This is a genomic window from Parabacteroides sp. KHUB-01 (assembly GCF_056640935.1).
In genome coordinates this window covers 396,102-408,942 of sequence record NZ_CM153256.1, presented here as the reverse complement: position 1 = coordinate 408,942, position 12,841 = coordinate 396,102, and the positions used below count along the sequence as shown (strand labels likewise).

General features: G+C 46.9%; 14 protein-coding genes. 6 read left to right on the top strand and 8 right to left on the bottom strand.

What is annotated here, in order from left to right; translation table 11 throughout:
• Positions 1-213: 213 nt before the first annotated feature.
• From ACYIAR_RS01955 to ACYIAR_RS01935, 5 genes are read right to left on the bottom strand one after another with little or no spacing between them, the layout of a single operon-like run.
• Complete coding sequence (locus tag ACYIAR_RS01955) at positions 214-723, bottom strand: hypothetical protein (protein ID WP_480331765.1); 510 nt, start codon at positions 721-723, stop codon at positions 214-216.
• The gene (locus ACYIAR_RS01950; RefSeq protein WP_094401827.1) at positions 724-1,005 is read right to left on the bottom strand and encodes an LPD28 domain-containing protein; all 282 of its coding nucleotides are present in this window, start codon (positions 1,003-1,005) and stop codon (positions 724-726) included.
• Positions 1,006-1,027: 22 nt separating this feature from the next.
• Positions 1,028-1,423, bottom strand: a complete 396-nt coding sequence (locus ACYIAR_RS01945) for a hypothetical protein (RefSeq protein ID WP_206073495.1) — start codon at positions 1,421-1,423, stop codon at positions 1,028-1,030.
• The gene (locus ACYIAR_RS01940) at positions 1,420-1,665 is read right to left on the bottom strand and encodes a hypothetical protein (protein ID WP_094401919.1); all 246 of its coding nucleotides are present in this window, start codon (positions 1,663-1,665) and stop codon (positions 1,420-1,422) included. Before ACYIAR_RS01940 ends, ACYIAR_RS01945 begins: the two co-directional genes overlap by 4 nt.
• Positions 1,666-1,677: 12 nt before the next feature.
• Positions 1,678-1,950: a hypothetical protein gene (locus ACYIAR_RS01935; protein ID WP_094401825.1), complete on the bottom strand. Its 273-nt coding sequence runs from the start codon at positions 1,948-1,950 to the stop codon at positions 1,678-1,680.
• A 658-nt stretch (positions 1,951-2,608) separates the two neighbouring features.
• Here ACYIAR_RS01935 and ACYIAR_RS01930 point away from each other — a divergent pair.
• The 6 genes from ACYIAR_RS01930 (at position 2,609) to ACYIAR_RS01905 (ending at position 6,195) form a co-directional block, all read left to right on the top strand.
• Positions 2,609-2,953: a DUF3795 domain-containing protein gene (locus ACYIAR_RS01930; protein WP_094401824.1), complete on the top strand. Its 345-nt coding sequence runs from the start codon at positions 2,609-2,611 to the stop codon at positions 2,951-2,953.
• Between the two features lie 61 nt (positions 2,954-3,014).
• Positions 3,015-3,623, top strand: a complete 609-nt coding sequence (locus ACYIAR_RS01925; protein WP_094401917.1) for a hypothetical protein — start codon at positions 3,015-3,017, stop codon at positions 3,621-3,623.
• A gap of 57 nt (positions 3,624-3,680) precedes the next feature.
• Entirely contained in the window at positions 3,681-4,694 is a 1,014-nt protein-coding gene (locus ACYIAR_RS01920) for an alpha/beta hydrolase (RefSeq protein WP_094401822.1), read from the top strand.
• Positions 4,695-4,729: 35 nt separating this feature from the next.
• Positions 4,730-5,266, top strand: a complete 537-nt coding sequence (locus ACYIAR_RS01915) for a DUF6597 domain-containing transcriptional factor (RefSeq protein ID WP_480331760.1) — start codon at positions 4,730-4,732, stop codon at positions 5,264-5,266.
• 9 nt (positions 5,267-5,275) lie between these two features.
• The gene (locus tag ACYIAR_RS01910) at positions 5,276-5,512 is read left to right on the top strand and encodes a helix-turn-helix domain-containing protein (RefSeq protein WP_480331758.1); all 237 of its coding nucleotides are present in this window, start codon (positions 5,276-5,278) and stop codon (positions 5,510-5,512) included.
• A 59-nt stretch (positions 5,513-5,571) separates the two neighbouring features.
• A complete protein-coding gene (locus ACYIAR_RS01905; protein ID WP_480333522.1) occupies positions 5,572-6,195 on the top strand; it encodes a CatA-like O-acetyltransferase, family 2 in 624 nt (207 codons plus the stop codon).
• 399 nt (positions 6,196-6,594) lie between these two features.
• Here ACYIAR_RS01905 and ACYIAR_RS01900 read toward each other — a convergent pair whose 3' ends face one another.
• From ACYIAR_RS01900 to ACYIAR_RS01890, 3 genes are all read right to left on the bottom strand, one after another.
• Entirely contained in the window at positions 6,595-7,128 is a 534-nt protein-coding gene (locus ACYIAR_RS01900) for a hypothetical protein (protein ID WP_094401819.1), read from the bottom strand.
• 12 nt (positions 7,129-7,140) lie between these two features.
• Positions 7,141-7,335: a hypothetical protein gene (locus ACYIAR_RS01895; protein ID WP_094401817.1), complete on the bottom strand. Its 195-nt coding sequence runs from the start codon at positions 7,333-7,335 to the stop codon at positions 7,141-7,143.
• Positions 7,336-7,810: 475 nt separating this feature from the next.
• Positions 7,811-12,826, bottom strand: coding sequence for an N-6 DNA methylase (locus ACYIAR_RS01890; protein ID WP_480331755.1), 5,016 nt, complete (start codon positions 12,824-12,826; stop codon positions 7,811-7,813).
• Between the last annotated feature and the right edge of the window lie 15 nt (positions 12,827-12,841).

Here is a 12,841-nt window from a genome sequence, read left to right as displayed (position 1 = left end):
GTCAATTTAGAGTATAATAGTGGGTCAAGTGACTTTATATTTTCCAGGCGGTATGTATGAAATCATGGCAGAGAACTATAACAGGCAGGTACGACGGATAAAACCGGGAGATAAAACAGGTATGGACTGTTACGCATTAAAAAGGGGTTGCGCTTCAGCGTTATAAAAAAGCAGGCTCCCTTTGCCTCGGTGGGGAAGGCAAAGGGAAAAAGGTCAAAGTTGGTAATTGCGGATAAGCAGGGCGATATTATCTCCTTCGGCGATAACACCCTTTATGTCGAAATGCCGTTGGAGCTTCTCAAGGTCGCAGAGCCACAGCATACCGCCGCCGATGTTGCACCGTACCGTGTCAAACTCGGTGCGGTCAACCAAAGAGTCACACTCCATTATCTCATCGACAATATCCTTTATCTCAATCAGCGTGAGGTTTTTCCTGACGTTTTCGGAATTGTCGGGCAACAGCATATTGGCGATGATGATATCGTCATTGTTTCTGCGGAGCGATAAGACAGGTACTTTCTCCACTACCTTGTCGCCGTCGAAGTCAAAGACAGATATGTGGGCGGCTTCAGACTGACCGCTTAAGATTCTTCGTGTCGCCTCGTTCTCCATAGCGTGTATGCTTCCGCTGTCTATCATTTCGCCGTCAACAAACAGCCCGAATGTCGCAAATTTCTTTACTTTCATATATCCATGTTTTAAGTTATATACAGGGGCGGTCATTTACCAATCCCATTCTGTTATCTCCAGTTCGTCACCGTCTTTCATTTCGTCTATCGGGTCGCAGATGAAAGTGCCGAAAAAGTTTACAACCACGCACCCCCTTTTCAGCGATGCGGGTTCTGAGCCATCATCGTCACAGTGGCGTATCTGATACCACTGCTTCCCTGTGGGCAGGGTATCGACTGTTATTCTGAGGTCGATAAACTCGCCCTCTACTGAAATACCGTTCTCAAGCACCAGCGACATGGATGTCTTGTGTTCCTTGTTGTAATCGAATGTCATAATACTTTTTGTTTGATGGTTATCACTTGTTGAACCGTTTTACAGGCGGCTTGTCCCAATCTGTTTCGTCATACTCATAGGTCGTATCCTCGTCCTCATACTCGTATTCATCGTATGATATGCGAATAGTCCGGGGAGTATAAAAATGTCTGAAAGCATAGATGATGCTTTCCGTTAGAGCCTTTCCTACTGTGCTGACAAAATGCAGTTCAAGCGTCCAATAGTCGAAACTAAAATCTGCGAGTTCACCACCATATCTGTCATCTGTTTTGTACAGTGTCACAGAAACATAGCCTCTTGTACCGCTTTGCAGTTCCACAAGATGCCCGTAATAGGTAAAACTGTCATTATTTGATTGACCGGACTTGGTTATCCGGTCAATCAGTCTGTAGATGTAGTTGTATTTTGGCTTTTTCATAGCAGTGTCATTTCTTCGACTGTCACCGTATAGCCGTAACCGTCCTCTGTTCTCCATTCCTTGCACCGTGGCAGGTCTATCAGGGTGCTACCGTGTTGCACGTTGAAGTTTTCTTGGCAATCTGCGATTTCATCTTCAAACGCTTTCATCGCATCGTCAAGTGAACGATATGGGGCGTGTCCGTCAGAAATGCTGTCCTGCATTTCAATGAGGGTTGTAAGTAGATAGAGTGTCTGTTCCATATCCATAAGATTTTATACGAACGGAATGTGCCGTCCATGTTTGTTTAAGTATTCAAGCATCTCCTTGGCTTCAAGATGTGACGCCATGTTGCGGTCATCGTGTCCTGTCTTATCGTCAGCGATAACCTTAATGCACTCCTTTATGAGCCGCCAAAGCGACTGCTGTAACGTGCGGTGCATTGTCGGGATAACTGCTGCAAACAGTTTGGGGCTGAAGCTGAAGGAGTTTAGAGCCATTTCCACCTGTTTTGCAAGTTCCTGTTCCTTGTTGGGCCTGTTGTCCATAACTGATATTTTTTAAGTTTACTTTTCCCTTTCTTCCGGTGTGTTCCGGACTTAGAGGAATTTTTTACTGCAAACACGAAGCTAACGGCAGGCATAAAGGCAAGGCTGACACGAAAATACGCTCCGCAGGAGGAAGATTTTCGGAAGTCACCGACAGGTATGGCCTTGACGGTTGCCGGACGGACTTAACTTCGCGGTAAAACAATCATCTGAGGCCGGCCAACCGAACGAACACAAAAAAGACAATATAGAAGAGGTGTTTCAGAACATAGCGTGTTCTGATTTCATATAACTGGATTTTGGGGAGTGCGAGAATACGATGTGAGGCAAAATCTTACAGCCCAAACGCAGAAAGCCATTAAATTATAAGAGATTGCCGCAAAAAATGAGTAACTTTGCACCCGGATAGAGGCAACTCTTGTCCGAAACATACGAAAAGATAAGAAGCGTTATGCTCATCAGGTATTTGGAAACGTAGGAAATTTTCAAATTGCATACTAAGATGGCATGGTGGTTCTCACGCTATAGCGTGGGCTGCTATTACTACATCTGTATGCAAGGTTTCCTACGACCTCCAAATTAGAAGTGGTATTGCGGTCCGCGCTTTTGCATTTAATAATCAGCCTTATTGGACTATGGGGCGCACATGTGAATAGTAGTGAAAAAGATTGAAGCAAACAAACAACTGATAGCTGCGTGCGGGCTGTATTGTGGCGCATGTCGTAAGTATCTTACGGAACAATGCCCCGGTTGCCACCTTAATGAGAAAACTTCATGGTGCAAAATCAGGACATGTGCCAAAGGCTGCGGTTTTCACACCTGTGCTGAGTGCGATAGGGATGTTACAGATTGCAGGATTTTCTCCAATCCCATAGGGAATGTTTTAGGTCTCTTGTTCGGGTCAGACCGTCCTGCATGTATCAACTATATCCGTGAACGTGGTGAACAGGCATTTGCCGATGAAATGACCTTACGCAAATGTCATGCAATAAAAAAGCAGTAAAGTAAAATATATGGAAAATATATTCAATTCCAATACTGGAAAGACTAATAATCGTTTAGATATGAAAGATAAAATTATTCACTTTTTAGAGAATCACCTTATTGGCAAGAAATTGGCTACTGATGAGGTTGTCTATACACTTGGAGATGGGAATTTGGAAGGTATATACAGCGACCAAATGGTGTTTTCCAATCTGGAAAGAACAGTAAATGGCTTTAAGTTTAATCTCACTACCATAACCCATGAACAGATTTTTAATTTAGATGAGAACGGTGTGAGAACTACCATCGCTAAAGACTATACAGGTACAAGTGTGTTTTGTTATGAATTGGCAATGAGGAAAAGTACAAATCAATTAACAGGGTATATGCATTGTGTTTCCACGACAGTTCAAAACCAAACGATGGATGCAGTTGTATGTGGTATATTTGATGTCGTCTTTGATGGAAAGGAACTCTGTTGGCAGGAAAACCAATTACTGTATAGGGATAATCCTATTGATGAGGATAAATATAAGCCTGTAGCTTTTGATTCCAGAATCCGTGTTTATCTTAATGAAGGAAAAGTTGTATATGAGTATCTTCCTACACTTTGGGATGTCAATCCGAAAACATTGGAAAAAAGATTATCAAAAGACGATTATCCTCCATATATATCAAAAGAAGTATAGACAACATAAAGAACTCTTTTTTCTATAAAGATAATTCCATTTAGATCAATGTTTTTGATGTCAAAATTCAACAGGTTGCTTATTGTTGCACTTGTAATATGGTGCGCATGCTCACTATATTCCGCAAATACCGACTGCGACAAGAATACGGAACGTATTGAAGCCGATTCATTTCTTGCCAATATGCCGGACAAACTTCAGGAATGCCAGACAGAAGCGATCCGCAAGGCGATTGCCGGCGATGACGACTTGCTTTTTAACGTAAGAAATGCAAGAAACCTGGCAGCTGAATTACCCATTGGAGTGACCCGCACTGACATAGGCAACAACCTGACATTCTTCCGTAGCGATCGCTATGATAACGACACGATACCACTACTTGTCTATTTCCACGGTGGCGGTTGGGTGATTGGCAGTGTAAACAGTTGTTCCCGATATTGCGCAGCAATGGCTGAGAAGGGCATTGCTGTGCTTGCCGTAGATTACAGGCTTGCGCCTGAGCATCCTTTTCCCGAAGGTTTGAAAGATTGCATTGATGCCATAAAATTTGCTCAAAGCAAGATGACGGAGTGGAAATGTGACAGCATCTCTGTTGGTGGAGACAGTTCCGGCGGAAATCTTGCCATAGCCGTGGCACTGAGTTTCCCCGAGAATACTTTCAACAGTCTGATTACCTTCTATCCTGTCACAAAAGCTTATGCAGACGACTCTGAATCATGGAAACAATTCGGGAAAGGGTTCGGACTTGACAGTGAACTAATGAACGCTTTCAACGATGCTTATACCTCAGAACCACACCATCCGTTGGTATCTCCTGCAGAAGCGGCTGATTCGGCTCTTGCCAAACTGCCACCAACATTGCTTGTGGCGGCTGAACGAGACATACTCCGGTGTCAAGGGGCAGGCTTCGCAGACAGGCTGACGCAACTTGGGGTGGAGCTGAAATATGTTCTGATTCCCGGATCAGTCCATCTGTTTATAACGGTTGCCGGACAGCCGACGGCATTCTGCCGTTCCGTGAAAGAATCTGTTGAGTTCATCTCCAGACATTCAGATCAGACTGCAAAATAAAGGAAAACAGTATTCACATACAAAACACGTATGTCATGAGGATTATCCAACCGAAACAAGAGTTACGCCCGTATGTGCGTTATTACTGGATGCTGGAGGACGATGAGCCGTTCAGTGTCCTGACATTTCCCATTGGTTGTCTTCAGATTATATTCCACCGCAAATCACCACTATATGTTCCCGAACTAAATAGTCTCCAGAACAGGTTTACTATAAGTGGGCAAGTGAATTTCCCGTCACATATTCAATCGGATGGAAATTTGGACATGATTGTGGCTGTGTTTTATCCGCATACCATAGGGATGTTCATAGACACACCGCCATCTGCCTTTTACAACCGGGAGATTTCAGGATATGATATTGATAACCGACAGCTCAGCGAGATTGCCACAAAGATATTCGATTGCCAAAGTAGTGACGAATCCCTTGGCATCCTTGAACGGTGGCTGCTGGGTAAAGTAAAACCGACATTGAATATTCAAAGAATAGGCAATTCGATAAGGGAACTATTGAACACCTCGGCCATTCCAATCAATATCCTTGCCGACAACGCTTGTCTGAGCAAGAAATAATACGAACGTGTGTTTCGTGAACAGGTGGGCATGAATCCGAAGGAATATGCCCGGATTGTCAGATTTCAAAAATCGCTCAGGATGTTGCAATGCGGTTCACGGGATTATGCCTATATAGCTTACCATTGCGGTTTTACCGACCAGTCGCATTTTATCCGGGACTTCAAGGTTATGAGTGGCTACACACCCAAATCACTATTGAACCATTGTGAGCCATATTCCGATTTGTTCACCCATCCGGTGTGAATGTCTCTTTTCTTCTATCCCATGCAAAAATGTCTGCGTAACTTTGCATCAAAAAAATGATGCAAGAAGTCAATCCTGCGGAGACAACCCGCGCATACGCATTTGAAATGTGGATGAATGTCCCAATGCCTATGGTTACATTGTTTCGTACCATAAATGTCAGTAAATTGCGAAAAATCAGTAAACGAAGCGGCTTGAAATTCAATATGCTGCTTTGCTGGTGTATCGGCAAAGCGGCAAGCCAGGTAAGAGAGTTCTTTATGCTTCCTGTGGGCGACAGACTTGTCCGCTATGATTCGATAGCGGTCAATACCATTGTTGCCAACAAGACCGGAGAAGTAAGTTCATGCGACATTCCATATTCTCCGGATGTGGCTAAATTCAATGCCAATTATCTCCGTCTGACGCAACGAGTGGCGGAGACTTGCGAGAATCATGATATAACCAACAGCATGGTGATCGGCACATCCGCATTGGCCCAATATGCAATCGACGGAGCCGTGGGGATGTATAGTGGTATCTTCAATAATCCGTTTATGATATGGGGGCGATACCGTAAGAGTTGGTTCAAAACAAAGTTGACTTTATCTTTCCAATTCCACCACACTCAAATGGACGGTGCCCATGCCGCAAAATTCCTCGATATACTGCAGACCGAGATAAATAAGGTGGCTATTGACTAAAGGCAAGTCCTTACCATGAAATCTGTTGGATAAAAATAGGAATCGGCCACCTGGACGACTTGAAAGACATAGGCACGGGTGGGTATATGATGTCTGCCAGGCAAACTGAAGAATGACTCTTGCCGTTTGTGTCAGCATACGGCATGTGTCATGTTTGCCGATAAGATTTCCTGCAAAAAAGAAAGAAGCGTGATGCCGGTCATCCGGTCCTCGCTCCTGATGTTTTGCTGGAAATTTACAGACATTCCGCTATTATAGGGCGGGAAGCCTATGTCACAAAAGGGAATATTCCGTATAACAGGTCGGATGGCAAACGGAGATATAAAGGGAAAGGACGGCATGCCGTTCCACCATGAAGGATTTTTACAACCCCTCATGGAGAAATCAGCGTGTCATCGGTCACACCGCTTTTTGAAAAGCCCTTCTGAAACGTCCTGTTTTCCACCCATAAATCTCCGCCACATACGGATAAAGCGAGCGTGTTTTTTTGCGGAAGCCGGCTTCGTCTATTTCACGGTTGTAAATCATTTCACCTATACGTTCCGCCTCGTCAATGTCTTTCGCCACACGGTAAAGTACATAATGGGTGCCGTCATGATGTGAGAGGCTGCCACGGATGTTGAAACCGTCGCCATACCATTCGTTATCATCTTCCGACACGTTTAATATGCCGTTGATGTTATGTCCGAGTATCTTGTACCCTTGCCGTCTGCCGTCCCATAAACCGAGGTCGGCAAATGCTATGACAACACCTTCTATCTGTTTGTCAAGGTTCATGCGCTCGTCCGACAGATTATCATTGACAACCTCTGCCCATTCCGTATCGCTGACTTTGTAATCGTCATCATCGAGTAGGTAACGCTGTGAGTTCTCGTATTCCTTTCTCGCCTTATCATCTAAAAGATAGTCACTTGTCCATATTATCTGTTTCATGTCCGTATGAAATTATATTGTTGCTTGATTGTATATTGACGGCTCGCTTGTCACATTATAGACATACTGCCCACACCTTACAAGAAGCGCATCATTTCCGTAATAGAGTTTCTTCATGCCCTTTATTGAGCCTGTGCAGTGGCAGTTTGGGAAGCGGCTGATGCCACATCTTCTGCCTTGTTCTGCTGTCATTCTTTTTGTTCGCATCGCTGAATTTTGTTTTAATTTTTATTTCCCTATCTTGGAATCTTCCTTCCGAAGCCTTCCGCAAGAGGTTTATCTGCGCATAACAATGGCATCGTCAAGGGGCGAAAGGCAAGGTTTTCAAGATGATTTTTCACCCATGCTGCAAAATCTCGCTGAAACAAAGCCTGACCTTGCACATCGCTCCCGGATGCCGAACTTCGCGCCGTAAACCACGGTCGGACGGCTTTCAAGGAAAGATACTCTAAAAAGATTAGTATAACAGGTGCTTCTACATACAAAAGGCAAGTAGGATCAGGTGGTTCCCACTATGTAAAAAGGGACCGGTGGACAGTGGATAAGAGGGTATCTGATATGTATAATAGGTATGCCGGAGGGTAGTCCGGGAAACACCCAAGACAATCTTTTCTATACAGAAGAAACCCTCTGCCCGGTTATCACAACCAAACAGAGGGAAAGGTCAGAAATTATATTGTAATCAGGCAGCGTAATCAGTTGCTCTTCTGCCGGGTATCGGGGGCGTGTCTGTTTCCGCCTCTTCCAGTTCCGGTCTGTTGCCCTTGAGACTCTCTTCAATCCGCTTTTTCAACTCGTCACATTCCTGTTTGAGTGTGGTCAGTTCATCCTGTCTGCCCCATGTGCGGCTGACGATAGCCTGTAATGTGGGAAGCTCGCTTTCCTGTTTGGCTATGCGTTCACGCTGCTGCTTTATGATAGAAGGCAGTTTGTCAAGCGTGGCTTGCGGATAGAGTGCCGTGTCTGAAAAGCCCAATGGCAATGCACCGGAAATTCCGTAACGGTATTTCAGACCGCTTTTGCCCTCGACAAAGAAAGTGTTGCGGTCAAATGAGCCGTCAAGGTTATACTCGCTCTTTACCAAGAGGTCAAGCCCCATGTATGAGCCGATGACGGTATAGGCGTTCCCTCTGTATGTCTTTGCTATCCTGTGAAGCTCACGGCCTGTCTTTTCCGCCGTGTCCTCGCCGGTTGAGAGCAGGGAAACGATTTTGTCGCCGCTGTATGATGCCACATACTCAAGGTCATCTTCCATACGCTGAATAAAGGATGCCGCCTTTTCCGTGTCCTGTCCGTTCTGTGCGATCTTGCGCTCCGCACGTCCGCGCTCTTTCTTGAATATGGCAAACTCCTTTTCAAGCTGCATGATTTTATTGTCGAGCTTCGCCTTGTTCAGCAGGTCGGTATTTCCCGAAAGGATTGCCACGAACTCCGCAAAGTTCATGCCGTTGTCCTCGTCCATGCTGTCCTCGTCGATGCGGCGCACGGCTATCGTGCCGTTGTTTATCTGATTGATAAACATTTGCTTGTTCTTTAAGAGGTTGAACTTGTAGGCATCAAGTGTCTTTTCTGTACCATAGATTACCACATCCACGGTGTTGTTTCCCCACAGCTTCACGGTGTTGCCCTTGCGTACCGCCCGACCGTTGCGCTGTTCCATGTCGGCAGGTCGCCAAGGTATCTCAAGGTGATGCACCGCAACAGCCCTCTGCTGGGCGTTTACACCTGTACCCAACATGGATGTAGAGCCGAAAAGCACACGTACCCTGCCTGTGTTCATATCGTCAAACAGCCGTTTCCTCGCCCTCTCGGTGGTGGCGCACTGGATAAACTGTATCTCACCTGCAGGGATGCCGAGCATTATCAGTTTCTCCTTTATGTCGCAATAGATGTTCCACTCATTAGGCTTGTAGGTGGAAAGGTCGCTGAAAACGAACTGTGTGCCACGGTTTGCGTTTGAGCGCACATAGTAGTCATAGACCGTCCTTGCGCATATGGAAGCCTTGTTGTTTTCATCGTCAAGGAACTTGTCACCGAACAGCCTCATGTCGAGAGCCATTTTTCTTGCCACGTTGGTAGCGATAAGCATTTTAGCCTTGTCGAGATTGTCCGGTTCGGGTGTGTCAAGTCCCAGATCCGTCCAATTTCCGGAATTGGCGAATGACACAAGCCGTCCTATCATTTCTTCCTGTGCCATGGTCGGGGCATGGGAAAGGAAGCGCACGTTCTTCTCCGGCACATCGAGGTTAATCATGTCGGCGGTGCGGTAGTCCGTTATCTCACGCAGGAAAGCGGCGAGTTCCGGCACTTTGATGTAGGTGCGGAAACGCTCTTTGCGTTTGATGTTTCCTGTCACGTTCAGCTCGTAGTCGGCGCATTTCTTGGTAAATATAGCCGCCCATGCGTCAAAACAGCTTATCCTCTGCCGTTTCAGTTCATCAGGACGCAGATACTTGAACATCACATAAAGCTCCGTAAGGGCATTGACTACGACAGTACCCGACAGGAATGTTGCACCCAAATCGCGCCCTGTACGCTTCTGTATGTCACGGATAGCAAAAAGCAGGTTCGCAGCCCTTTGTGAGCCTTTCGTGTTGCCGATGCCCGCAACCCTCGTATGGCGTGTTTGGAACATAAGGTTCTTGAACATGTGGCACTCGTCCACGAAAATATGGTCTATTCCCATGGAGTGAAAATCCACCGTGTCATCCTTGCGGCTGTTGATGCTCATGCGTAGGTTGGCGAGTTTTGCCTGTAGGTTCTGCTGCCGTTTCTCCAATCCGCTCTGCATCCTGCCACTTCGGTAACGCATGGTGCTTTCCTCCAATACCTCAAGGCTACGCTCGACATCCTGCAGTTCTTCCGAAAATCTCTCAAACATCGTTTCATCAGACTGCGGTATCTTGGCAAACTGGTCGTGTGTGAGAATGATGCAGTCCCAGTTGTTGTTTTGGATTTTTGAGAACACCTCTTTACGGTTGGCAGGGGTGAAATCCTCTTTGCCCGGATAGAGTATCTTCGCTGACGGATAAGCCTTTCTGAAAGTGTCTGCTATCTCATGCACATTGGCTTTCAACCCGATAATCACAGGCTTGCGCACAAGTCCGAGACGCTTCATTTCGTATGCGGCTACGCACATTATCATGGTCTTTCCTGTACCGACCTCATGCCAGCAGATGCCGCCGCCGTTCTGCTTAATCATCCAAATAGCATCCTTCTGTGAGGAATAGAGGTCATCGTAAGGGAACTGTTCAAACGAGAGACCGGGGAATGTCTGCGCCGAGCCGTCATAATGAGGACGGACATAACAGTTAAAACGCTCGTTGTAGGCTCTCACAAGGTCATCACGCACCTCTATGGGCTGGTTGTCAAGCCACGCATTGAACTTGCTGCGAATTTCCTGTATCTTGGTAGCCGCTTCCTGTATGGCTTCCTCGTCCGGCACACGCACCTTGTCACCATTGCGGTACACCTCTTTGGTGATTTCGGGCACGGTGTCCTGCAAGGCGTGAACAAACAAGTCCTCACCGTTATAGTTGCGGACAGAATAGGTGTGATAGGCTACAGCTGAATATCCCTGCAAGGAAACAACATAGGTGTCGTTCACATCGAAATACATAACCATGGTATCGGTCTCGAAAAGCTCTTTTGCAAAAGCGGCATACAGGCTTGAGTCAATCCAACGCTCGCCCATATTGATGTCAAGCTCCTCATAAGGGATTGCTTCGGGTGTCGCTTCTTCCAACGCTTTCAGCGAGGCTTCCGTATAATCCTTTTCGCTGCCCTCAAGTTCCTGCAGCAGCGACATGATTTCCTTGTGCTTCGCAATCACATTCCCGGCAATGAACTTACCTTTGTTCTCCCATTCTCCCGATATGGGGTTGTAGAATATTTCGCCTTTTAGGTCGTCTATGGCTTCCGTCTCGCTCCTGTCCGAGCTTCGTGCGATAAACGGCATATCCACCTTGCCGTAAAAATTGAGGCTTGTCGCCAACGCTTCCATTGGAGAAAGCACGGTCATGGTGTCTATCTTCTTGAACGCCACCGGCTCACGCATGATGTCAGCCTTGCCTATGGTATCGCCCGACTGCATTTCAATGGTGAACACCTCGACACCGAGGCTGTCAAGCATGATAAACTCCTTGTTGTCGTTGTCATGGAAATATCCCCACTTGGCTACGAACTTGTCATATAGGGCGTTAAGCCGTTCCCGCAGTTCAGGATGTTCCTGTTCTTCCTCACGCTCCTTGTTTGACAGCTCAAGATAGGTCTCACGGATAGGGAAATAGTCGTTTGCCCTTTCTTTCGCCGCTTCTATATCAGCCATAGGCACGAAATCCACGGCTACATCGGCATAACGGCTTGACTTGCGCATCTTGAGGTTGCCGAGCTGCCCCTCGAACATCACCATTGCGCCGTCTTTCATCCACCATGCCACGGTGTCGGTGTATGCACGTTTGCCCATATCTTTGGGCTTGGCGGTTATTTCCTCACCGAAAAGGTCAAAGAGCGACATCTGCCCCTGTGCGGTGTCCTGTCCGTCATTGATAAAAAGGCTCTTGCGGAAGAAACGGCTGAAGTCCATTTTGAGCAATGCGGAGAAGTATTGCCGCATCATCGCTTCCTCACCCTGCCACTGGTATTTCCTTACATACTTGCCAAACTGGTTCATGGAAATACGGCTGTCGGTGGCAAGTGCCGTCTTGGGCTGCATGAAAAGTTTGTTGGCATATTCCGTCACGATACCGTCCGTGCCGTTTTCCCTGCCTACCTGCATGAACAGCTGCTCACGGTGTGACAGGGTTGTTTTCCGTGTGTGCTTCTGGAACACCAACAGGTCAGTGCCTACCTCTATGCCGCCGGTCTCCATGAAGATGTTGTCGGGAAGCCGTAATGCGGTTATGAGGTCTGCATGGTTCACAAGGTACTCGCGCACGAACTTGTTGCCGGGAGTGTCGGCGATGCCCCTTGAGGTCACGAAAGCGAGTATGCCGCCCTCGTTGAGCAAATCCATGGACTTTATGAAAAAGTAGTTGTGTATGGTCTTGGTGGACTGCTCGTATATGCCGCCCTTTTTCCACATATCGGCATCGAACACACGGAAGTTTCCAAACGGAATGTTTGAGGCGATGACATCAAATCCCTTGTCCTGCAGGTCTTGTTCCCCGATAGTCTCATATCCTGCGCTTATCGTGGTGGCGTTGTCATGGAGAAGCGAGAGGATAAGCCCTGTGATGGCGTCTTTCTCAAATGCGTATGCCCTTGTTCCCTGCATGGCGGTTTTCATAAAGCCGCCAATCCCTGCGCTCGGCTCAAGGAAAGTGCGCATCTGCATACCGTTGTCCTTGAAAGTGGCGTGTATCTGCGCCGCCACGGTGTCGATGATGAACTGCGGAGTGTAGAACGCCGTCAGCACGGATGACTTTATGCTGTCAATGAGGGTTTTGTACTCCGTAATGTCGGACTTTGCAAAAGCAAGCAGGATTTCCTGCAAGCGTTTCATAGGCTCTGCCATGCCGTCGGGCATGGGCTTGTCCGTGCCGATGTTCAGCACCTCTTTGATGCCTCCGAACCCCGAATAAAGGGCTAATGTTTTTTTCTCGCTGTCAGTGGCTTGTCTGCCCTGACCGTGTACCGCCAAAGCTGTCTCTATGGCGTTTACGTTGTCGGCTAATGCCTTTTTCTTGTTGTATCTCATATCTGACCTTAATGT